Raw genomic sequence first — 22,248 nt, 5'->3', positions numbered from 1 at the left:
ACGACAGATACCCCAATATGTCCTTGCGAACACGATGTGTGGAATAGCTGGAATCGCTGGCCCGGCCGACGGCGAACACGCTGCGACCGTGCGGCGGATGGTGGCGTCGTTGCGGACCAGGGGGCCCGATGATTCGGGCGTATGGGAGGATCGGGCGGTCGGCACGGCGCTTGGCCATGCGAGACTGTCCATCCTCGATCTTTCTCCCGAGGGCCATCAGCCGATGCTGTCCGCCGGTGGACGCTTCGTCATCGTCTTCAACGGCGAGATTTTCAATTTTTCCGAATTGCGAAGCGAACTGGAGGTCTCGGGAGAGACCTTCCGCGGGCATTCGGACACCGAGGTCATGCTCGCGGCGTTCGAACGGTGGGGCATCGAGAAGGCTGTCCAGCGGTTCGTCGGGATGTTTGCCTTTGCACTGTGGGATCGCGAAAGTCGGGTTCTGCACTTGGTGCGAGACAGAGTCGGCATCAAACCTCTCTATTACGGCTGGGCCGGCGGCGTATTCTGCTTCGGTTCCGAACTCAAGGCCCTCAGGCAGGTCGGGGGATTTGAATCACGAGTGAACCGGTCCGCGCTCCTCTCCTTTATTCGCACCGGCTATGTGCCCGCTCCACTTTCCATATTCGAGAACATTTACAAATTGCCGGGCGGGTGCATGTTGACGGTCACTCCGGATCTGGCTCGTTCACGCGTCTCGTTCAATCCGGACCCAGATTGCCGGAGAACCGTGCCGCATCCTGTGCGGTATTGGTCAGCGCGTGAAGTCGCGGAGTCCGGAGTGCTCAATCCCTTCGAGGGTTCAGACGAGGACGCGATTGCGCGGCTGGAGGATTTGCTTCGCCAATCCGTGCGTCTGCGCATGATCTCGGATGTGCCGCTCGGAGCGTTTCTCTCCGGAGGAATCGATTCGTCGATCGTCGTTGCCCTCATGCAGGCACAGCACGACACACCTGTGAAGACGTTCACGATTGGATTTCACGAACAGGAATATAACGAAGCGGCGCATGCCAAATCAGTCGCCCGTCATCTCGGAACGGACCACACGGAACTCTATGTGACGCCGGAACAGGCCATGGCCGTGATCCCTCGCATTCCCGACATGTATGATGAACCGTTCGGAGACTCGTCGCAAATTCCGACCTATCTCGTCTCGCAGCTTGCGAGGAGTCGGGTGACGGTGGCCTTGTCCGGGGATGGTGGCGACGAACTCTTCGGAGGATATAGTCGATATTTCGTCGGGCGACAATTGTGGAAAAACGTGCATTGGCTGCCTCAGCTCGCACGTCAGACCGCAGTCCGGAGTATCCGGGCACTTTCTCCCGATACCTGGAGTGCCCTATTCAGCCGATTGAAGAAGGTGTTGCCCGCGATTCCAAATCCAGGAGACAAGCTGCATAAGCTCGCCGAGGTCCTTGCTCTGGAAGATCCCGATTCGATGTACCTGCGCCTGGTGTCCCAGTGGGACAATCCATCGCAGGCAGTCGTCGATACGCCGGAACCTCTTACGATGCTGACCGATCGCAACCGTTGGGCGCGACTGGACGACTTTACTCTCCGCATGATGTTTTTGGACTTGATGACATACCTGCCGGACGACATTCTCACGAAGGTCGATCGCGCCAGCATGGCGGTCAGCCTGGAAGCTCGCGTGCCGCTGCTGGATCACCGTCTGTTGGAGTTCGCCTGGAGGTTGCCGCTGTCGTTCAAGATCAGGCGCGAGGGGGAAGGGAAGTGGCTCTTGCGCCAGGTGCTGTACCGATACGTTCCCCAAACATTGATCGACCGCCCGAAAATGGGATTCGGTGTGCCGATCGATCACTGGCTTCGCGGTCCGCTACGCGAATGGGCGGAAGATCTGCTGGCCGAGTCACGGTTGCGGCGAGAAGGGTTTCTTTGTCCTGAACCGATACGCATGAGATGGCTGGATCATCTGTCCGGAGCGCGCAACTGGCAGTACCCACTCTGGAACGTCCTCATGTTCCAGGCATGGCTCGAGGCCTATGGATCGACTCCCTCGCCTGCTGTTTCTCATCACTGAAGATTGGTATTTTTGGTCGCATCGTCTTGATCTGGCGCGCTTGGCGGCACGATCGGGGTTCGATGTCTCCATCGCCACGCGGGTGACGGATCACGGTGACAGGATCCGTCGAGAGGGGTTCGCACTGCTGCCCATCCGTCTTCTCAGGAAGAGTCGGAACCTTGGAGCCGAACTCGCGTCGATCGTCGAACTCATCAGCCTCTACAAACGGGAACGGCCTGCGATTGTTCATCATGTGGCGCTCAAGCCCATGTTGTACGGATCATTCGCGGCCTGGTGGGCAGGCGTGCCATGCGTGGTGAACGCGTTTGCCGGCCTTGGGTATGCATTCACCGAGCGACATGGCCGTGGTCGGATCCTTCGAAACGGGCTTCGCCTCATGCTCAAGGGTGCGCTCTCACTCAGCCGGTCAGTCGTAGTGTTTCAAAACCGTGAGGACCGTGATCTGATGGTCAACAACGGAGTCGTCAATCGAAACCGTACCAGGATTATTCCAGGATCCGGCGTCGATACGAAGGCGTTTGATCTCCAAGCTCCGGGGCAGGGGGCGGCAATCGTCATGCTTGCATCCCGGATGTTGTGGGACAAAGGCATCGGAGAGTTCGTCGAGGCGGCGAGACGGTTGAAGGATCGCGGTGTCTCGGCCCGATACGTCCTCGTCGGACGGTGCGACGAACATAATCCCGCTGCGATCGATCCGCATCAACTTCGGCGGTGGGTGCAGGACGGGGTTGTCGAATGGTGGGGGCATCATGACGATATGCCTGAGACACTGGGAGCGGCTGCTATCGTCGTTCTGCCGTCCTACCGGGAAGGACTGCCCAAGATTTTACTGGAAGCGTCGGCGAGCGGAAAGGCGGTGATCGCGGCGGATGTGCCGGGGATTCGGCAGATCGTTGAACACGGAGTAACCGGATTTCTCGTTCCTCCCCGCGATCCAGCAGCACTTGCTGCGGCGATTGAATCATTGCTCGGCGACCCGTCCTTGCGCGTATCCATGGGACTGGCCGGTCGGGAAGCGGTGATTCGCAACTTTTCCGTCGAGAAGGCCGCCGGCGCGATGCTGAATCTCTATCGTGAGTTGCTCGACAGTCAGGCGAGCGCCCCGCCCGCCGCCGGTGCGGCATGACGACGGCCCTCGTGACGGGGGCGGGAGGTTTCCTCGGCCGTGCGCTGACCGATGAGTTGCATCGCGCCGGGTATCGTGTTCGGGCCCTGGTGCATGCTCCTCCTTCTGCAGGCTTCTCCGCTTCGGTCGAGGTCATGACCGGCGATATTCGGGATTCATCCTGCACGTTGATGGCGGCGAAAGGCTGCGAGACAGTGATCCATCTTGCCGGGAAGGCACATGCCTTCGACGATCGGGGCGTGTCTGAGGAGGACTATCAGTCCATCAATGTCGAGGGAACGCAACGCGTGCTTGCAGGTGCGCGCGAGGGAGGCGCCCGCCGTTTCGTATTTGCCAGTTCGGTGAAAGTCTTCGGCGAGACCACCGGGACGTGCGTAAACGAAGAAGCGCCGGCTGCCCCGGCCACACCCTATGCGCGATCCAAATGGGCGGCCGAGCAAGCCGTTTCCTCCTATGGAAGTTCCTCGGGTATGACAACCGTATCGTTGCGCCTTCCGATGGTGTACGGTCCAACGCAGAAGGGAAACCTCTTCCGTATGATCGCAGCGATCGATGCGGGCCGTTTCCCGCCCCTTCCTCCGCTGAAGACGGTTCGCAGCATGCTGCACGTCAAGAATTTTGTTCGGGGCATACTGGCAGTCTTGCGAGCCCCGGCGGTACCACGATCGATGTATGTCATGACCGATGGTCGGCCCTATTCCACGGCGGAAGTATACGATCTCCTACGGAAGGGATTGGGCATGCGACCCGCGCGCTGGCGGATACCGCTACCATGCCTCACCGCCGCCGCGCGGGCCGGCGATCTACTGCAGAGTTTCTTGCACAGACCTTTGCCGGTTTCATCCGCCAATCTGAACAAGATCATCGGTCAGGCATGGTATAGTCCCCAAAATATGATCACGGACCTCGGATATCGCCCCGACCATACGTTCGAGAGCGCGGTGCCGGAAATCGTCCGGTTCTACAGGCACAGTTCGGCATAATGTGGATGCTGCTGGCTGCCGGGGTGGGAGCGCTTTCGTACTGGATGACCGGTCTGTTGGCTCGGCCATCCTCGTTCTTCACCTCCCTCGATCACCCCAATGAACGGTCACTCCACCTGGAACCCACGCCCCGTACGGGCGGGGTGGCGATGGTTGTCAGCACCGTGGCCGGTGTTGCGGCACTGGTTTCCATGTTTCTGATGCCAAGTCATGAGGTCACGTCGCCGGCAGGATTGTCGCGCGAGCTCGCATGGATTCTCTCCGGGATGGCCGGCCTGAGCCTGATCTCGTTTATCGATGATCGGAAAAGCCTCTCCGTGTCGATCCGCTTCGGATGCCAATCCTTGGCCGCCTGTGTCGTCGTCTTTGTGGCCGGTGTCACGATTCGCACGGTGACCGTGCCCGGTGTTGGCATGTTCGAATTGGGAGCAATGGCGCCGATCATGACGGTTCTGTTTATTCTCTGGATGACCAATTTGTATAACTTCATGGACGGCATGGACGGATTTGCCGGGGGTATGACGGTCTTCGGGTTTTCGCTGCTGGCGTATTTGGGTTGGATGGCCGGTCATCAGGGTATGTTCCTGGTGTGTGTCGTCCAGGCCGCCGCGGCGGGGGGGTTCCTCGCTCATAATTTCCCACCGGCAAAGATTTTCATGGGAGATGTGGGGAGCGTGCCGTCGGGCTTTCTCGCCGGCTCGATGGCAGTCTTGGGATGTCAGGATCGTGTGTTCGACATATGGGTACCGCTCATGGTGTTTTCTCCATTTATCGTGGATGCAACCATGACGCTGTTCAAACGCGCTCTGCGCCTGGAAAAGGTTTGGCACGCGCATCGGGAGCACTATTATCAGCGGCTCGTTCTGATGGGATGGGGGCACCGGCGGACGGTGTGCGCCGAATACGGCCTCATGGCGCTGTGCGGGCTGTTGGCGCTCGTGTATCAGCGTGCCGGCGAGCGTTGGCAGGTCGCAATATTGGCGGCATGGGCCGCCTTGTTCGTTCTGTCCGCACTCGCGATACGGGTGGCAGAGCAGCGTGCCTGACGGCTGGGCCGTATACTTTTCACCATGGAGGAGCGGTCTCATTTGAATACGGCTTCAGCATGGTGGGCGAGACACGGAGACACCGTCGTGCGCACAGTCCTTCTGGTGTATATCGCCGTCTTGCCGTACAAGAAACTCCTGGTATTGGAACGAAACGGATTTATCGCTCTCTTGGCTCTGCTCGGCGTATGGTGCGTGATGAACCGGAAATTGTTCTATTCACCCACGCCGTTCGACCATATCCTGCTGGCGTTCGTGCTGTGGGTCGGTGTGACGATTCCCTTCGCCTCCTTTCCACCGTACAGCTTCAAGGAATACGGGAAGCTTCTGCAGTGGATGGTGGTGTTCTATGCGACACTCTATTTTTTGGGGCAGCCTCCGTATCGAAAATGGCTGTTGGGGTTGATCATCATCCCGATTCCACTGATCGCACTGTTCGGGTTGATGCAATTCAGGGCGATGGATCCGACGGCCACGACCTCGTTCTTTACCTCCGAGGTGTGGCTCACGACATTTCTCATCATGACGATTCCGTACTCGTTGGCCGTCCTTGTACTTCGCGTCCCTTCGAGGGTCAAGGGGATTGCCGCTCTCGTATCGATTCTTGCCGTCGGCTGCCTGTTAAGCACGCAATCGAGGGCGGGAGTGGTCGCACTGGTAGCGGAGATGGGTGTGCTCGTGTGGCTGGCACCCTCCCTGATGAGTAGAGTGACGATTGTGGCGAGCGTGATCATCGTCGTCGGGGTTTTGGCAATCGGCCTGGCGGTCAAGACGTCTTCTATTGAACAAGCTGCTCCAACGGACTCGACTATTCCGGTGAAGACCGGGGTGGCAACCATCGTACACCGGCTCGATATCTGGACATTCACGGTCTCGGAAATCCCCAAGCATTGGCTCGTCGGCATTGGGTATGGAGGTAACAGTTTCATGATGCGCTACGGCCAGGAGGAGGAGATTGTTCCGGCCGGGCATGCGACTGTCAGGGAGAGGGGTACGCATAACATCCTTCTGTATCATGCGCTGCATGTGGGGATTCCCGGCCTCGCCCTGTACCTATGGTTGTATGCCGCTGCCGTTCTCACGACGGCGCGGCAATTGAGGTCGGCCACCGATCTGCTCTCCCAAATCGTGTTGGTGGGAGGGTTGGTCGGAATGATCGGACTTTTTGTTCGACTCCAATTTGATCAAATGTTTGTCGGGTCCCTGGCCATCCTATTCTGGGTTCTTTTTGCACTGACCGTGATGTATTATCCGGTCCGGCAGTGTGGGCCAATGAGGTCCGCATAGCGCATGCGTCAGACGATCATCAGAGTGTTCAGACAGTTCGTCGATCGTCACGGAACGGTCCTCGTCCGCTATCGCTCTATCCTGATTCTCATCGTGCAGCTTGGGCTTATCGCTGCCGCGAATCTTTCCGCGTTCGCATTGAGATTCGATGGGGAGATCCCGCCTGGATATGGGCGGCTGCTCGTCAATACGCTTCCGATCGTGTTGCTCATCTTCGGCTCCGGGTTTTTCGTATTCGGGATCCAGCACGGTCTCTGGCGCTACGTGGGACTTCACGATCTGGGTCGAATCTTATGGGCGTCGGTGGCGAGCGCCGTGGTCCTGTTTGGTGTGCTGCATCTCCTGCTGGGATTGGTGGCCTATCCGAGATCCGTCATCATTCTCACCGGTCTGCTGGGTGCCTTGTATCTGGCCGGAATCCGTTTGGCTGTCCGATGGTTCCGTGAATGGGCCCAAGTCTTGAGTCATTCCGTCCGCCGTGTGCTGGTCGTTGGTGCGGGGAATGCCGGGGAATTGCTGGTACGCGACATGCTGAGTGACGCCCGCTACCATTACCGGCCGGTCGGCATGGTCGACGATGACCCCGTGAAGCGCTCCATGAGGATTCATGGAGTGCCTGTGGCGGGCGGGATCGAAGATATTTCCGATCTGACGAGAGGGCTGGTCGTTCACGAGATCATTGTCGCGATCCCTTCCGCATCGAATGCCCTCAAACGACGCATTCTCGCAGCTTCCGAGGGGTGCAAAGTTCCCATCAAGATCCTTCCCAGTGTCAAACAGCTCTTAGCCGATCCGGCCGCGCTCAGGCAGGTCCGGCCGATGAGTCTCGAAGATCTCCTGCAGCGTGAGCCCGTGCAGACCGACCGCCAGGAACTTCATCCGTTGCTCGACGGCAAGAGGGTCTTGGTCACGGGGGCCGGAGGTTCGATTGGGTCGGAATTGTGCCGGCAAATTGCCGAATATAGGCCGGCGCTGCTTATCCTCTTCGACAGGTACGAGAATAGCCTGCATGCGCTCGACCTCGAACTCCGCAAGCGGTTTCCCCGTCTACCGCTCTTGTCCATCGTCGGTGATGTCACCGTGCCAGAACGGGTCGCCGAGGTTTTTGATCATACTCGTCCCGAACTGGTTTTCCATGCCGCGGCCCACAAACATGTACCGTTGATGGAGCTGAACCCCAAAGAGGCCGTGAGGAACAATGTCATGGGGACCCGGACGGTGGCTGAAGCCGCATTAGCCGGCCATGTCGATCGTTTTATCCTTATTTCGACCGATAAGGCCGTGAACCCGACGAGCGTCATGGGCGCGACGAAGAGGGTTGCCGAAGAGTTTATTCAGATGATCAACCGACGCGGGAAAACGAAATGTACCGTCGTGCGGTTCGGCAATGTACTGGGAAGCAATGGCAGCGTCGTTCCGCTGTTCGCCGAACAGATCAGAACCGGAGGTCCGGTGACCGTCACGCATCCGGACATCACGCGATTTTTTATGACCATCCCCGAAGCCGTGCAACTCGTCCTGCAGGCCAGTCTTCTCGGCCAGGGCGGAGACGTCTTTGTGCTCGATATGGGGGAACAGATTAAAGTTGCGGATCTTGCCAAGAACATGATCGTCCTTTCCGGACTCGTCCCAGAGGCGGACATCCCGATCGTCTATACCGGCCTGCGTCCAGGTGAAAAATTGTTCGAGGAACTCTTTGAAGAGGAGGAGTCGGTCGAACCGACGTCTCACGAGAAGATTCGCCGTGCGGTGAGCCGCCGGACGACCGGCGCGGATACCCTCGATCATCTTATTGCACGTCTGGAAGCCACGCTCGAACATACGGACGACGAAGAAGTGATTCGCCTCCTTCAGGAGGCGATCCCGACCTATTCGCCGATGATACAAACCGGGGGCTGATTTCCAAAGGCACCTCGCCCGCCCGTCGTCCTCGGACGTCGCAGAGAAGCATAATTCCGTTCGAATGCCGGACTCGTTATCATACAATGAAGGAATTACTCGAGCGGCAGTTGCCGATGAGCGTCATCCGGAGAAAAGAGGACAACCATGAAAGGTGTCGTACTTGCCGGCGGCCTTGGAACGAGGCTGCTCCCACTCACGAAAGTCACGAACAAGCATCTTCTTCCGGTCTACGACCGGCCGATGATTTACTATCCCATTCAAGCCCTGGCCAACGCCGGCATCGAGGAAATCATGCTGGTCACCGGAGGCAACAGCGCAGGGGATTTCCTGAAACTGCTGGGCAATGGAAAGGAATTCCGGCTCAAACGGCTGAACTATACCTATCAGGAGGGCGAGGGAGGCATCGCCGATGCGCTGCGATTGGCGGAACACTTTGCAGACGGTGAGCCCGTCTGCGTCATACTCGGAGACAATATCATCGAAGGCAATATTGCCTCGGCCGCCGAAGCGTTTCGCAAGCAGAGCCATGGGGCGAAAATTCTGCTCAAGGAAGTCAAGGACCCGCAGCGATTCGGTGTGCCGATTCTGGAAGGCGATCGCGTCCTCAAGATTGAGGAGAAGCCGGCGAACCCCCGGTCCTCCTTTGCCGTGACGGGCATGTATTTCTATGATGCGCGCGTATTCGACATTATCAAGACCCTCAAGCCCTCCGGACGAGGCGAGCTTGAGATCACGGATGTCAACAATGCGTACATCGCATCCGGAACGTTGACCTGGGACGTGCTTGAGGGATGGTGGACGGACGCAGGAACCATCGAGTCACTTCATCTTGCCAACCAGCTGGTCAGTCGAACGGGTGCCAATAAGAAAGAGTGAAAGATGAATATTCTAGTTACCGGGGGAGCGGGATTCATCGGGTCGCATCTGGTCAGGCGCCTCGTCACGCGGGGCGGTCATTCGGTGGTGAATGTGGATGCCCTCAAGTATTCAGGCAATCTGTTGAATGTCAAAGACCTCGAACATGACTCGCGGTACCGGTTTGTTCACGGGGACATTTGTGATCGGCAGCTCATCGAATCGTTGATTCGTGATCATAAGATCGAGGGAATCATCAATTGCGCTGCTGAAACACATGTCGACCGATCAATTCTTGATCCAGGCGTCTTTGCGTCCACCGATGTCGTCGGAACGGGGATTTTGCTCGAAGAAGCCAGACGGGCAGGGGTCAAGAGGTTCTTGCAAGTCAGCACCGACGAGGTTTATGGCAGTGTGGAAGAAGGATCCTCCACCGAGGAGGACCGTCTCGCGCCACGAAGTCCGTATTCGGCCAGCAAGGCAGGGGGGGAACTGCTCGTCTTGAGCTACTGGACGACATATCGATTCCCCGTCATGGTGACACGAGGGAGCAATACCTACGGTCCGAACCAGTATCCAGAGAAATTCATACCTCTCTTCGTGACGAACGCCATCGAGGACCAACCCCTGCCGTTGTACGGAGACGGCCGCCAGCGTCGGGATTGGTTGGCCGTGCAAGACCATTGCGCAGCAATCGAGCACGTACTGATGTATGGAGAGGCCGGGAGCGTGTATAACGTGGGAGGCGGCAACGAACGGGAAAATTTGGTTGTCGCGGAGGAATTACTCGCTTGTTTGTCCAAGCCAAAAAGTCTTATCCGGTTTGTGCAGGATCGTCCCGGCCATGATCGGCGCTACTCAGTTGACTGCGGAAAGATCAACCGCCTGGGCTGGAAACCCGAGATTTCTTTCGAACGGGGGCTTCGGAGTACGGTCGAGTGGTATCAGCAGCATCAGCCATGGTGGCAGCCGATTAAATCCGGAGCATTCAAACAGTATTATGAGGAACAGTATCGCCGGCGTCTCAAGGAAGGCCGTACATGCGCATCTTGATCACGGGGGGGCGGGGCCAACTCGGGGCCGCGCTCCAGAAGGTCTTGTCGGACCACGATATCGTTGCAAAGGATTTGCCGGAGTTTGATCTCACGGACCCATCGTCCGAGGCGCAGATCCTGGAGGCGAATCCAGAAGTCATCATCCATGCCGGCGCCTATACAAATGTTGATGGTGCCGAGCGCGAGCCTGCTCGTGCCACACAAATCAACCGCGACGGAACGGCGATGGTCGCGCGTGTGGCTGAACAATTGCGCGCCAGGTTGATGTATGTGTCTACGGATTATGTGTTCGATGGAACGCTGTCACGACCGTACGAAGAAACTGACCAGCCGAATCCCCTTAGCATCTACGGTCGCACGAAGTACGAAGGAGAGATCGTCGCATTGAAGATGTGCCGCAACACACTGATTGTCAGGACCGCATGGCTGTACGGACTGACCGGACACAATTTTGTGAAAACGATTATGCGGCTGGCCGCGGAAAAGCCGGCTCTCGATGTCGTGGCGGATCAACGCGGCTGTCCGACTTCGGCGGATGATCTGGCAGCGGCCTTGCGTGACCTTGCTCGCTCGGGTTTGACGGGAATCTGTCATGTGACGAATACCGGAGATTGTACTTGGCATGAGTTTGCTACGCGAATCGTTCGCCTGGCCGGTTTCGACACAGAGGTTCGACCGATTACTACGGCGCAGGCCGGGCGGTTGGCCCGCCGACCCGCCTATTCGGTGTTGGCACGGCGACGATGGGTGGGCGAGCACGATGCATTGCCGCATTGGCACGATGCGCTCGAACGGTTCGTGAAGCAGGCGATTTCCATGAGTCTGCCCCGCCCTTAATTACGCACATATGGATGACATGAATCACAACAGGCTCATTTGTTTGTATCGATATGTTATGAGGAGGGTTCTCGTTTAATGGTCAGACGAAAAAGTGCCGCCACTAATGCAAAGAGGGCTGGGAAGACGACCGCAGCACTCAGGAAAATACGATTGTTCGCCACGGATGTCGATGGAGTGCTGACGGATGCCGGTATGTACTATGCTGAAGACGGAAACGAGTGGAAGAAGTTCAATACTAGGGACGGAATGGGCATCAAGTTGCTCCAGCGGGCCGGTCTGATCACGGCGATCGTGACCCAGGAGCGGACGAAACTCGTCGCTAGACGAGGAGAAAAACTCGCCATTCCAGAAGTGCACCAGGGGGTCTTCGACAAGCTCGCCCTGGTACAGGACATGGCCGGACGGCATGGATTAAGGCTGGAAGAGGTCGCGTATATCGGAGACGACGTCAACGACCTTGAAACCTTGAAAGCGGTCGGGTTTTCTGCCTCTCCCGCGGATGGGATGCCCCAGACTCTCGAAGCCGTCGATTATATCTGCGCAAAGAAAGGCGGCGAGGGGGCTGTGCGGGAGGTGATCGACATGATTCTCCACGCTCAGTCGAAAAGCGATCCCTCTTCGCAAAGAGAAGGAATATGAGCATGCGTCAGTCGGTGTATCCCGTGATCATGGCCGGAGGAAGTGGAACCCGGTTCTGGCCGCTGAGCCGTCATCTGTTTCCAAAGCAGCTGCTTCGGATCATCGGAAAGGAGACACTTATTCAGCAGACCATGCGCCGCGTGGTCAAGGGGGCTGCTCCCGAGCGGGTCATCATTTCCACGAATTCGGCGCAAGCCGACTCGATCCGGGATCAATTGAGCGAATGGAAGGATGCCATCAAAGATAATCTCGTGCTCGAGCCGGAAGGCCGCAATACCGCCCCTGCGATCGGTCTCGTGGCCTTGGAACTCGTGAGACGAGATCCTGAGGCCATCATGCTGGTCGTGCCGGCGGATCACATCGTGAATGGACAAGGCGCGTTCGAAACAGCAGTCACAGCCGCCACGCAACTGGCCCGCGACGGATATTTGGTGACGTTCGGCATCAAGCCGATTCGCCCTGAAACCGGATATGGATATATCAAACCGCGCCGGGAGAAGGTCTTGGTGAGACGCGGTGGATTGAAAGGGCATCCGGTTGAACGGTTCGTGGAAAAACCTGATATGGCGAAAGCCGTGCGTTACGTAAAGGACGGCAACTACTATTGGAACAGCGGCATGTTTGTCTGGCGTGCGGCGACGGTCCTCGGGGAAATCGCGCGCTATCAGCCCGCGCTTCACAAAGGGCTCCAGTGGATCGGGCAACTGCTCGCAAAGGGATCATTGAGAACAGAGATCGAGGATATATACAAACGTCTGCCGTCGGTATCCATCGATACAGGCGTAATGGAGCGTTCGACGAAAGCCGCCATGGTTCCGGTCACGTTCGAATGGTCGGATGTCGGCAGCTGGGGAAGTTTGGACGAGGTGGCACGAAAAGACAAATCGGACAATGTCATTAGCGGTCGCGTCATCGATATCGGAAGCGAGCGGTCGATCATCTACGGAGACCGGCGGGTCGTGGCCACGATCGGGTTGACGGATATGGTGGTGGTCGATACGCCGGATGCTACGCTCGTCTGTCCAAAGTCCCGTGCTCAGGATGTCAAAAAAGTGGTGGAGGTCCTCAAGCAACAGGGAGCGCCGGAGCATCTGGAGCATCTGACCGTCCATCGTCCCTGGGGTTCTTATACCGTCCTTGAGGAGGGGCCGGGATACAAGGTCAAGCGAGTGACGGTGAAATCAGGCGGCCGTCTGTCGCTCCAGATGCACCATCAGAGAAGTGAACATTGGGTCGTGATTTCCGGTATGGCACGAGTGACGAGGGGTGATGACGTCTTTGATCTCGCGGTTGGACAGAGTACGGCGATTCCGGTTGAGACGCAGCACCGTCTGGAAAATCCCGGGCGCGACACGCTCCATATCATCGAGGTCCAGAACGGGTCTTATTTGGGCGAAGACGATATCGTACGATTCAAGGACGATTACGGAAGGACGCCCGGCAATCCCGGGTCGTGAAGAATAACCGTATGGGCTTATTTCGGGAATACGATCTCCGCGGCGTTGTGGGACATGAGCTGACAGAATCGATCGCAGAGCAGGTGGGCCGCGCCTATTGCACGTTTGTGCGTGATCGCGGCTTCAAGACCATCTCCGTCGCACGGGACGGCCGATTGAGTTCTCCCGGTCTTCACAAGGCTCTCATAAAGGGACTGCTGGAGGGCGGACTGCATGTCGTGGACATCGGTGTGTGTCCGTCCCCCCTGCTGTACTTCTCATTGTTCCACCTTTCGGTCGACGGCGGGATCATGATCACCGGGAGTCATAATGCCGCGGAGTATAATGGGTTCAAGATCTGCGTCGGCAAAGAAGCTATTCACGGGGAATCGATTCAAGACCTCCGCCGGATCATGGAATCCGGGCAGTTTATCTCCGGAAGCGGGCGGCTGTCTGCACATCCGATCATCCCCGAATACCTTGAGTACCTCAGAAAAAGTTTTTCGCATGTGAATGCGCAACGCCTGCATATCGTGATCGACTGCGGCAACGGCGTTGCTGCGTTGGTTGCCAAACAGGCGCTGGAAATTCTCGGTTGCCGGGTGACGGGATTGTATTGTGATCTGGACGGCCGGTTTCCCAATCATCACCCGGATCCGACCGTATTGGAGAATCTTCAGGATTTAATGCAGACGGTGAAACGAGAGAAGGCCGATATCGGCATCGGGTATGACGGCGATGCCGATCGTATCGGAGCGATCGACGAACATGGCGAGGTGCTGTGGGGCGACCGCCTGATGGTGGTGTTCGCAAGGGATATTCTCGCATCGCGCCCGGGAAGCACGATTATCTCGGAGGTCAAGGCGTCCCAGTGTCTCTATGACGATATCGCCAAGCATGGCGGCAGGCCCGTCATGTGGAAGACCGGTCATTCGCTGATCAAGTCCAAAATGAAGAGTGAGCGGGCCGTGCTGGCCGGAGAGATGTCGGGACATATGTTTTTTGCCGACCGGTATTTTGGATACGACGATGCCATTTACGCATCCTGCCGACTGGTCGAAATCCTGGCGCAGGCCTCCTGTCCGCTTTCAGAACTGGTCGCCGATCTTCCCAAAACGGCCGTGACGCCCGAACTGCGCGATGAAACACCGGATTCCGTCAAATTCGATTTGATGAAGCGCGTCCATGACCGCTTTTCCGAGCTCCTCAGGACCCGTGCAGCCATCGGCCGCAATGGCCTGATCTTGAGGGACCTCGTTACCATTGACGGAGTGAGGGCGATCTTCGAGGACGGCTGGGGGTTGATACGCGCCTCCAATACTCAGCCCGCGTTGGTTTTGCGGTTCGAAGCGACTTCGCCGGACCGCCTGGCGATCATCCGGTCGACCGTTGAAGGCGAACTCGCAGAGGCGAAGCGGTCCTTGGGTCATTAATTTCTTGTCCAGGCACGCCGGCGAACGTCAGAACCGGTCCGTTTCCCCGCTCGTCGCAGCCATTCTTCTCATGGTGCTGGCCGAGCTTCCATCCGCTCTCCATGTGCTGGCCGAGGACAGTCAGGCTCGGGGACCGGTTCGTTCCGGTGAGCGATTCACATACGAACTCTCCTGGCTGAATCTCGTTGCGGGTACGGCTGTGATGGAGGTCCGGGATTCGGATGAGAACGCCGGACGCCCGTCATTCAAACTGGTCACAACCGCGCACTCGAGTCCGACCGTGACCAGGTTCTATCCTATAGACAACCGTGTCGAATCCACCGTCGATCGTTCGACGTTCCAGTCGGAGCGGATGATATTCCGGCGCAGGGAGGGGAAGCGAAAGAACGACTTCGAGTATACCTTCCATCATCAAGACGGCACTGTCACCGCAGTGAAAGACGGGGTCTCCGAGACATTGTCGATTCCAGCCGGGACACTGGACGCTATTTCCTGCCTGTATTATGTGCGGGCGCTGATGCCGCTGACGATCGGGACATCGCAGTCGCTGAACGTGCATCATGACAAGAAAAATTACAAACTCGAAGTTCGTGTCGAGGGATTGGAAACGTTGAAGGGACCATGGGGAAAATTGCAAGCAGCCCGGCTCCTCGTGATCATGCCGTTCCAAGGAATTTTTCTCAATCAGGGGAATATCAAGGTCTGGCTCACCAATGACGATCGTCGTATCCCGCTGAGGATGAAGGCGAAGGTCGTGATTGGGTCGGTCGTTGCCGAGCTCGTGAATGGATTTGCTTCCGTCACTCCGGCGAATAATTGAGGCCGAGATTCATTGCCCGCTCCAAAGAGACCGGTTATAATTGTTCACGATCATTCTCAGATGACTTTGAAGGCAAATGACCTGATGCGTTCAGGGTGGGCATTCTTTGTGATGTTCCCAGCCCTTGATACAAGATCCATTCATGACTCTCCATCCTCAAACCGTTGAACAATTTTTGAAGTCGTGCGGTACGGTCCCTCCCGGCGGTTTGGGACCGTTCACATCGCTCCTGTCGCATATCGGCATCATCGGCAAGTCGCTTGCCCGCGATCTTCGGGTTGCCGGGCTGATCGACGTTCTCGGTACCACGGGACAGACGAACGTTCAGGGAGAGACGGTCAAGAAACTCGACGAGATCGCGAACGAGATTTTTGTCAGAGTTCTTCGTCAGAGCGGAGTGGTCCGTGCGTTGGTATCCGAAGAAATGGAAAAACCCGTCGTCTTGTCCGCCGCGGGAGAAGGCAGTCCCTATCTCGTGTTGTTCGATCCGCTCGACGGCTCATCCAATACGGACGTGAATATGCCGCTGGGATCGATTTTTTCAGTCGTGCTTCCGGGAAACGGGGAAGGGCGGGTCGCAGATGCCGACCTCATGCGTCGCGGGGTCGACCAAGTGGCCGCAGGCTATTTGTTGTTCGGGTCCAGCACCATGCTCGTCGTTGCGGCCGGTAACGGGGTTCACGGGTTTACCCTCGATCCCTGGCTGGGTGAATACCTTCTGACGCATCAGAACATCAAGATTCCCAGCAAGGGAACGGTGTATGGTGCCAATGAGGGCAACTACAATAAGTGGCCTCCGGGCATGCGCAAGTACTTCGATCAGCTCAAGTTGGTTGACAAAGCCAAGCGGCGACCCTACAGCGGAAGATACTCCGGTTGCCTCGTGGCCGACGTACATCGAATCCTTCTGGTCGGAGGGATTTATCTCTATCCCGGTGAAACTGAAAAGCCCGAGGGTAAATTACGTCTCTTGTACGAAGCCAATCCGCTGGCGCTCATCGTTGAGCAGGCCGGCGGCGCTGCAAGTACAGGGACAAACCGAATACTCGACATCGAGCCGGTCGCGTTGCACCAGCGGGTTCCCCTGATTATCGGGAGCCGCGGCGACGTCCAGGAGGCCGAGCAGTGTCTACAGGGCAAGTCTAGTGCGTGAACACAGTGGGATTGTTGCAGGAGGAATCCATGGCTGATCGTATTCAAGAAATTTTGAGTTGGTACAGCAGCGACAACGCGGGGACGAAGACGAACATCGCTCGTCTCTTGCGAAGCGGCAGGTTGGGAGGAACAGGCAAACTCGTTATTCTGCCGGTCGATCAAGGTTTCGAACACGGACCGGCGAGGAGTTTCGCGCCGAATCCGCCCGGCTACAACCCGCTCTATCATTTTCAGCTGGCGATCGAGGCCGGGTGCAATGCCTATGCGGCGCCTCTCGGCTTTCTGGAGGCGGGGGCCAGTCACTATGCGGGTCAGATACCGCTGATCCTCAAATTGAACAACCACGACGTCCTCAATGACGAAAAAGATCCGTTGCCTTCCGTGACAGGGAGCGTGGGCGATGCCCTGCGACTCGGTTGTTCGGCGGTCGGGTTCACAATTTATCCAGGGTCGACCCACTGTCACACCATGTATGAGCAGCTCCGTGCGATCGCGGAAGAGGCCAAGAAGGGCGGATTGGCCGTAGTCGTGTGGTCCTATCCCCGCGGGTCCGGTCTCAGCAAGGAAGGTGAAACGGCGATGGACGTGGTGGCCTATGCGGCGCAGATTGCCGCCCAATTGGGCGCCCATGTGATCAAGGTCAAACTGCCGACCGATCATCTGGAACAGGCCGCGGCCAAGAAGGTGTATGAATCGGCGCAGGTTCCCATCAAGACGCTTGCAGAGCGAGTCAAACATGTCATACAGAGTTCATTCGACGGCCGCCGGATCGTTATTTTCTCCGGAGGCGCGAAGAGCGACGACAAGAATGTATTCGATGAAGCGCGCGCGATCCGGGACGGGAATGGATTCGGTTCGATCATCGGCCGAAACTCCTTTCAGCGGCCCAAGGCCGACGCGGTCAAATTTCTGCAAACGATCATGAAAATTTACGCAGGGGAGACGCCGTAGCGGTGAGTATGCCTATCCGTCGGTCCTGGTTGGTTCCGTTCGTTCTCGTAATCGTGGGGATCGTCATCGGCGTCGTGGTGGCGTCCGATCTCGGCTGGCTCCCGGCCGGGACGGCTGGACCGGAATCTCCTCCCGAGAGCATGGTCAGACCGGTGGCCACGGCGCCGCAGCGGCCGATGCCGGGCGGGGATTCCAAGAGCTTCGTCGACATCGCGAAGATGGCCAAGCCCGCGGTCGTGAACATCGCGGCGACCAGGAACGGGAAGCCGGGGGAAGGGTCGCAGAGTTCTCCGTTCGACGATCCGTTTTTCCGGAAGTTTTTCGGTGATGAATTTTTCAAGCGCGATGCTCCGCACCGCGACCGGAAGGAGCGCGGGCAGGGGTCCGGCGTCATTGTCGATGCAAACGGATTGATCATCACGAACAACCACGTCGTCAACAAGGCCGACGAAATCAGGGTCATTCTCTCTGACAAGCGTGAGTTCAAAGGAAAATTGATCGGCACCGACACCAAAACCGACATTGCGGTCGTGAAAATCGAGGCGTCCGGACTGTCCACGATTCCGTGGGCCGACTCGGATCAATTGGAAGTCGGAGAGTTCGTGCTGGCCGTAGGAAGCCCCTTCGGTCTCACCCAAAGCGTCACCATGGGGATTGTCAGCGCCGTCGGGCGGGCAAGCATGGGCATTGCGGAATACGAAGACTTCATCCAGACGGATGCCGCCATCAATCCGGGCAATTCCGGAGGCGCACTCGTCAATGTTCACGGGGAACTCGTCGGCATCAATACGGCCATTTTCAGCCAAAGCGGCGGGAACATGGGAATCGGATTCGCGGTGCCGAGCAACCTCGCCCGATCGATGATGGATCAGCTGGTGAAGACTGGAAAAGTCGTACGGGGCTGGCTCGGAGTCGCCATCCAAGAACTGACGCCGGAGCTGGCTTCGCAATTTGGAGTCCCCGATACCAAGGGAGTGCTGGTCAGCGACGTCATGGACGATAGCCCCGCGAAAAAAGCGGGCTTTGAACGGGCCGACGTCATCATCGAGTATGACGGGAAGCCGATGGATTCTCCCACTCATTTGCGCAATGCGGTCGCTCAGACTCCGGTCGGGCGCAAGGTTCCGGTCAAAGTCCTCCGGGAGAAGAAGCCGAAGACCATCGACGTGACGATCGTGGAACAGCCGAAGTCGCTTGCCCAGTCTGGATCCGAAGAAAACAGTGAGTCGACGGCTCCAACCGGGGTCTTGTCCGATCTCGACGTGCGGGAACTCAACGAAGAGTTGGCGGGACGATATGGCATGAAGACCTCCGAGCGGGGGGTCGTGGTCGTGCGCGTGAAGTCCGGGAGTCCTGCGGAAGAAATGGGCGTGCGCGAGGGCGATATGATTTTAGAGGTCAACCGAAAGCCGGTAGGATCGCTCAAATCCTACGAGCGGGCAGTGGCAGGGCTGGGTAAGGATCAGACCGTTCTGCTGTTGCTGAAGCGGAAAGGCCAGACCATCTTCCTGACGTTAAAGCCATAGGACAGCATGAACATTTCAGAGGATCATTCTAACTACGAGGGGAGGTAAAGGTATGGTATCGCGAGCCATATTTGTCCTTCTCAGTGCGCTCGCCGGCATGGCCTTGTTCCAGGCCGACGACGCCAGTGCGTCGTTCTGGATATACGGATTTGGTATAGGGGCCGCAACCGGAGGATTGATCGTTGCCGGCGAATATGCGCTCAGGAACTTGTCATTCGGCATCATTGCAGGGGCGACAGGCGGGTTGGCGGTAGGCCTCTTGTTGACAGGTCTCATCGAATGGGTGGGTGGCGAGATTTTCGACGTACAGACGTTTTTGTTCCACATCGGCGGCCTCGTGTTTCTGCTCGGACTGCCGTATCTGGGACTGGTATTGGGAGCCCGTTTCGGCAAGGAGCGGTTTCCCAGTGTAGAGCAAAAGTTCTATGGTCCGTCCGGCAATGCGGTGTATTCAAAAGTTCTGGATACCAGCGTCATTATCGACGGCCGTGTCGCCGATTTATGCGAAACAGGGTTTCTTGAAGGCACGTTTCTCGTCCCCCATTTCATTCTTGATGAATTACAGCACATTGCCGATTCATCGGATTCTTTGAAGCGTGCCAGGGGGCGTCGGGGGCTGGATATTTTGAATAAGATTCAAAAAATGCCCGGAGTCGATGTACGGATCATCGACGAAGATTTCCCTCAAGTGAAAGAAGTCGATGCGAAGCTGGTGGTCATGGCCAAGAAAATGGATGCCAAAATCATCACCAATGACCTGAACTTGAACAAGGTTGCGGAACTGCAGGGTGTCCGTGTGTTGAATATCAACGAACTGTGTAATGCATTGCGTCCCGTTGTCCTTCCCGGAGAGACCATCCGAGTCTTCGTGCTGAAGGAAGGAAAAGAGGCTGGACAAGGCGTGGCGTATCTCGATGACGGCACCATGATCGTGGTGGACAATGCCAGACGACATATTGGCAAGAATATCGATGTGGTGGTGACCAGCGTTCTCCAAACGACGGCCGGACGCATGATCTTTACCCGTCTCAAGGAAGATACGGAACGGGAGGAGCTGCAAGTCGCCCGTGTCTGACCGCGTCGACGCAAGCCTGTTTGAATATTTCGAGTGTACCGAGTGCCTCTGGGTGCTTTCCGACAGCATGCGCACAGGTGGCCCCCGGCTTTGCCGTCGTGATGGGTAGGGCCGGGCCAGTGAGCGGTGAAGTCCTCTCCTCCGAACGGATGAAAGTTGCGGCGATCGTTCCCGCGGCGGGACGCGGGTTGCGGATGGGCGGGTCCGTGCCCAAGCAGTTTCTGTCCATCGGCGGTCTGCCCCTCGTCGTACATTCCCTCAGAGCCCTCCAAGCCTCCGCTGCGATTGATGTCATAGTTCTCGCTGTGCCGCAGACCGATATTGCCTATTGTAGGAATGAAATCGTCGAGGCGCACGGCTTCACCAAGGTGACCCAGATCATTGCAGGAGGAAAGGAACGTCAGGATTCTGTCAGAAATGCTCTGGCGGCCGTGCCGGAAGACATCGACATCGTCGTCGTGCATGACGCAGTCCGGCCGTTTCTCGGACCCGAGATGATCCATGACGTGATTCTGTCCGCCCGATCGCGAGGGGCCGCCATCGTGGCATTGCCTATGAGAGACACTGTCAAACAGGTTGGAGCGGATCGTGTCATTGAGCGCACGCTGGACCGCCGCCCGCTTTGGCTGGCGCAGACTCCCCAGGCATTCAGGCGGGACTGGTTGCTGGACGCGCATCGACGGGCCCAGCTCGAGGGCGTACTGGCCACCGATGACGCATACCTCATCGAATGGGCAGGTCATTCTGTTTCGGTCGTTGAGGGAAGCGGTGAAAACATCAAGGTTACGAGACCGGAAGACATGATTATTGGAGAGGCTATCATGGCCTCTCGGCGTTCTTCTCTGTAGGGTAGGGGGACATATGGTGAAAGGATCGCGCATCGGCTACGGGTATGACGTCCATCCTATGGTGACAGGACGAAAGCTGATCCTTGGGGGCATCGAGATTCCGCACGGGAAGGGCCTTCAGGGTCATTCCGATTCGGACGTCCTTGTCCATGCCGTCTGTGACGCGCTCCTGGGCGCGATGGGGGAGGGCGATTTGGGAAGACACTATCCAAGCTCGGATCACAGGTACAAGGGAATCTCGAGTCTGAAACTATTGGAAGACGTCATGGGTAAGCTTAAGACCAAAGGTTATCGGATCGGGAACATCGATACGGTGATCGTGGCCCAGGCGCCCCGTTTGGCTTCACACCTCGCAGCGATGCAGAAGAAGATCGCAGAAGTGGCAGGAATCGATCCCGATCTCGTGAATGTCAAGGTCAAGAGCGGAGAAGGTCTGGATGCTGTCGGACAAGAAGAGGGCATGGCGGCCCATGCGGTGTGTTTGATTGATCCGGCCGGCCCGTCGTAAGATATCTGTCCATGTTGAACGCGATACGCAAGGACCTTCAAGCCGTCTTTGACCGTGACCCATCGGCGACCAGCCGTGTGGAAGTCATTCTCACGTATGCCGGCTTCCATGCGCTGCTCGCGTATCGCATCGCTCATTGGCTGAGGGATTTAGGGGTGCCATTTTTCCCTCGAGCCGTCTCACAGCTGGCCCGTTGGATGACGGGAATTGAAATCCATCCCGCCGCGAAGATCGGGACAGGGTTCTTCATCGATCACGGCATGGGGGTCGTCATTGGTGAAACGGCGGAAATCGGCGATTATGTGACCCTGTTTCAGGGAGTGACGCTGGGGGGGACGGGGAAGGAACGCGGGAAACGGCATCCGACGCTCGGCAATCATGTCGTCGTCGGCGCCGGCGCCAAGATTTTAGGTGGAATCCAGATCGGCAACAATGTGAAGGTTGGCGCGAACTCCGTCGTCCTCAAGAACGTGTCCGCCAATTCGACCGTCATCGGCGTGCCGGCTCGCGTCATCAAGGCGCAAGGCGAACGTTTGCCGGATGCCACTATGGACCACATCAACCTGCCGGACCCGGTCAGTGACCGGTTGTTGGAACTTGAACACGAATTGATCGAGCTTCGAAAGAAAGTTGAAAACCCCGACCCTTACCCTCCTCGCTGATGCAAACCCGTCGTCTGTCTCTCCTATCGTGCCATGACATCGCGTCCGGTCGGCTGA

Annotated in this window: 20 protein-coding genes; all 20 read left to right on the top strand. The window is 57.5% G+C overall.

Translation table 11 applies throughout. The features are described 5' to 3' along the window. Window positions 1-34: 34 nt before the first annotated feature. The 20 genes from asnB to cysE all read left to right on the top strand — a co-directional run bounded on the left by asnB (window position 35) and on the right by cysE (window position 22,191). On the top strand, window positions 35-2,041 hold the full coding sequence (gene asnB, locus W02_RS06530) for an asparagine synthase (glutamine-hydrolyzing) (RefSeq protein ID WP_173045934.1): 2,007 nt from the start codon (window positions 35-37) through the stop codon (window positions 2,039-2,041). Beyond that, window positions 2,004-3,170, top strand: coding sequence for a glycosyltransferase family 4 protein (locus W02_RS06525; RefSeq protein ID WP_173045932.1), 1,167 nt, complete (start codon window positions 2,004-2,006; stop codon window positions 3,168-3,170). Before asnB ends, W02_RS06525 begins: the two co-directional genes overlap by 38 nt. After that, on the top strand, window positions 3,167-4,153 hold the full coding sequence (locus W02_RS06520; RefSeq protein WP_173045930.1) for an NAD-dependent epimerase/dehydratase family protein: 987 nt from the start codon (window positions 3,167-3,169) through the stop codon (window positions 4,151-4,153). The genes W02_RS06525 and W02_RS06520 overlap by 4 nt, the downstream gene beginning before the upstream one ends. After that, on the top strand, window positions 4,153-5,199 hold the full coding sequence (locus tag W02_RS06515) for a glycosyltransferase family 4 protein (protein ID WP_173045928.1): 1,047 nt from the start codon (window positions 4,153-4,155) through the stop codon (window positions 5,197-5,199). Before W02_RS06520 ends, W02_RS06515 begins: the two co-directional genes overlap by 1 nt. Before the next feature lie 87 nt (window positions 5,200-5,286). Next, window positions 5,287-6,486, top strand: a complete 1,200-nt coding sequence (locus tag W02_RS06510) for an O-antigen ligase (RefSeq protein WP_173045926.1) — start codon at window positions 5,287-5,289, stop codon at window positions 6,484-6,486. 3 nt (window positions 6,487-6,489) lie between these two features. Then, window positions 6,490-8,385, top strand: coding sequence for a nucleoside-diphosphate sugar epimerase/dehydratase (locus W02_RS06505; protein WP_173045924.1), 1,896 nt, complete (start codon window positions 6,490-6,492; stop codon window positions 8,383-8,385). A 147-nt stretch (window positions 8,386-8,532) separates the two neighbouring features. After that, window positions 8,533-9,264, top strand: coding sequence for a sugar phosphate nucleotidyltransferase (locus W02_RS06500; RefSeq protein WP_173045922.1), 732 nt, complete (start codon window positions 8,533-8,535; stop codon window positions 9,262-9,264). Between the two features lie 3 nt (window positions 9,265-9,267). Then, entirely contained in the window at window positions 9,268-10,296 is a 1,029-nt protein-coding gene (gene rfbB / locus W02_RS06495) for a dTDP-glucose 4,6-dehydratase (protein ID WP_173045920.1), read from the top strand. Continuing rightward, the gene (gene rfbD, locus W02_RS06490) at window positions 10,284-11,135 is read left to right on the top strand and encodes a dTDP-4-dehydrorhamnose reductase (protein ID WP_173045918.1); all 852 of its coding nucleotides are present in this window, start codon (window positions 10,284-10,286) and stop codon (window positions 11,133-11,135) included. The genes rfbB and rfbD overlap by 13 nt, the downstream gene beginning before the upstream one ends. 78 nt (window positions 11,136-11,213) lie before the next feature. After that, window positions 11,214-11,777 carry an HAD family hydrolase gene (locus W02_RS06485; protein WP_232068665.1) on the top strand — a complete coding sequence of 188 codons (564 nt, stop codon included), beginning with the start codon at window positions 11,214-11,216 and terminating at the stop codon, window positions 11,775-11,777. A gap of 2 nt (window positions 11,778-11,779) precedes the next feature. Continuing rightward, window positions 11,780-13,234, top strand: a complete 1,455-nt coding sequence (locus tag W02_RS06480; protein ID WP_173045915.1) for a mannose-1-phosphate guanylyltransferase/mannose-6-phosphate isomerase — start codon at window positions 11,780-11,782, stop codon at window positions 13,232-13,234. Window positions 13,235-13,245: 11 nt separating this feature from the next. Further along, entirely contained in the window at window positions 13,246-14,646 is a 1,401-nt protein-coding gene (locus tag W02_RS06475; RefSeq protein WP_173045913.1) for a phosphomannomutase/phosphoglucomutase, read from the top strand. A gap of 4 nt (window positions 14,647-14,650) precedes the next feature. Continuing rightward, window positions 14,651-15,466, top strand: coding sequence for a DUF3108 domain-containing protein (locus W02_RS06470; RefSeq protein ID WP_173045912.1), 816 nt, complete (start codon window positions 14,651-14,653; stop codon window positions 15,464-15,466). A 142-nt stretch (window positions 15,467-15,608) separates the two neighbouring features. After that, a complete protein-coding gene (gene fbp, locus W02_RS06465) occupies window positions 15,609-16,619 on the top strand; it encodes a class 1 fructose-bisphosphatase (protein ID WP_173045910.1) in 1,011 nt (336 codons plus the stop codon). A gap of 29 nt (window positions 16,620-16,648) precedes the next feature. Further along, window positions 16,649-17,572: a class I fructose-bisphosphate aldolase gene (locus W02_RS06460; protein WP_173045908.1), complete on the top strand. Its 924-nt coding sequence runs from the start codon at window positions 16,649-16,651 to the stop codon at window positions 17,570-17,572. Between the two features lie 8 nt (window positions 17,573-17,580). Further along, on the top strand, window positions 17,581-19,098 hold the full coding sequence (locus W02_RS06455; protein WP_232068716.1) for a DegQ family serine endoprotease: 1,518 nt from the start codon (window positions 17,581-17,583) through the stop codon (window positions 19,096-19,098). A 52-nt stretch (window positions 19,099-19,150) separates the two neighbouring features. After that, window positions 19,151-20,173 carry a PIN/TRAM domain-containing protein gene (locus W02_RS06450; RefSeq protein WP_173045904.1) on the top strand — a complete coding sequence of 341 codons (1,023 nt, stop codon included), beginning with the start codon at window positions 19,151-19,153 and terminating at the stop codon, window positions 20,171-20,173. A 119-nt stretch (window positions 20,174-20,292) separates the two neighbouring features. Next, complete coding sequence (gene ispD, locus W02_RS06445; RefSeq protein WP_197742162.1) at window positions 20,293-21,021, top strand: 2-C-methyl-D-erythritol 4-phosphate cytidylyltransferase; 729 nt, start codon at window positions 20,293-20,295, stop codon at window positions 21,019-21,021. Between the two features lie 13 nt (window positions 21,022-21,034). Continuing rightward, the gene (gene ispF / locus W02_RS06440; protein WP_173045902.1) at window positions 21,035-21,529 is read left to right on the top strand and encodes a 2-C-methyl-D-erythritol 2,4-cyclodiphosphate synthase; all 495 of its coding nucleotides are present in this window, start codon (window positions 21,035-21,037) and stop codon (window positions 21,527-21,529) included. 11 nt (window positions 21,530-21,540) lie between these two features. Then, window positions 21,541-22,191, top strand: coding sequence for a serine O-acetyltransferase (gene cysE, locus W02_RS06435; protein WP_173045900.1), 651 nt, complete (start codon window positions 21,541-21,543; stop codon window positions 22,189-22,191). Window positions 22,192-22,248: the final 57 nt, after the last annotated feature.

The organism is Nitrospira sp. KM1 (assembly GCF_011405515.1).
In the GTDB taxonomy this organism is placed as follows: Bacteria; Nitrospirota; Nitrospiria; order Nitrospirales; family Nitrospiraceae; genus Nitrospira_C.
Note: the sequence above shows the minus strand (reverse complement) of the source record. Positions and strands in the feature narration are given on the sequence as shown.